Origin of the sequence: Deinococcus pimensis DSM 21231 (assembly GCF_000519345.1) — a bacterium.
Classification (GTDB): Bacteria; Deinococcota; Deinococci; order Deinococcales; family Deinococcaceae; genus Deinococcus_A; species Deinococcus_A pimensis.
Genome location: NZ_KI912644.1, coordinates 19,826 through 20,437 on the forward strand (window position 1 = coordinate 19,826; position 612 = coordinate 20,437).

1 protein-coding gene is annotated in these 612 nt (G+C 73.2%); it reads left to right on the forward strand.

Annotated elements, in window-relative coordinates:
- The coding region (locus DEIPI_RS39720) for a MutS-related protein (protein WP_027481947.1) at positions 1 to 612 on the forward strand (612 nt) is incomplete at both ends.

The following is a 612-nucleotide window of genomic DNA, read 5'->3' on the forward strand; positions in this document are numbered from 1 at the left end:
CGCCCGCGCACCCTCACGGACGAGCACCGCGTGCTGCTCGCGCAGGCCCGCCACCCCGTGGTGGAGCGCGCCCTGGGAGACGCGTTCGTCCCGAACGACGCCGAGCTGGACGCGGCGCGGCGCGTGCTGCTCCTGACGGGGCCGAACATGGCGGGCAAGAGCACGTACCTGCGCACCGTCGCGCTGTGCGCGCTGCTGCACCAGATCGGCGCGTTCGTGCCCGCCGACCGGGCGGAACTGCCGTTGTTCGACGCGGTGCACACCCGCATCGGCGCGTCCGACGACCTCGCGGGGGGACGCAGCACCTTCATGGTGGAGATGAGCGAGCTCAGTGCGATCCTGCACGGCGCGACCGCGCGGACGCTGGTGATCCTCGACGAGGTGGGGCGCGGCACCAGCACCCTCGACGGGCTCGCCATCGCGTGGGCCGCGCTGGAACACCTGCACGCGACGGGCGCGTTCACGCTGTTCGCCACGCACTACTTCGAGCTCACGAAGCTCGACGCGGACCTGCCGGGCCTCGTGAACCTGCACGTCGCCGCGCAGGAGGAGGCGGGCGGCCTCGTCTTCTACCATCAGGTCGTGCCGGGCGCGGCGCGCGGCTCGTACGGG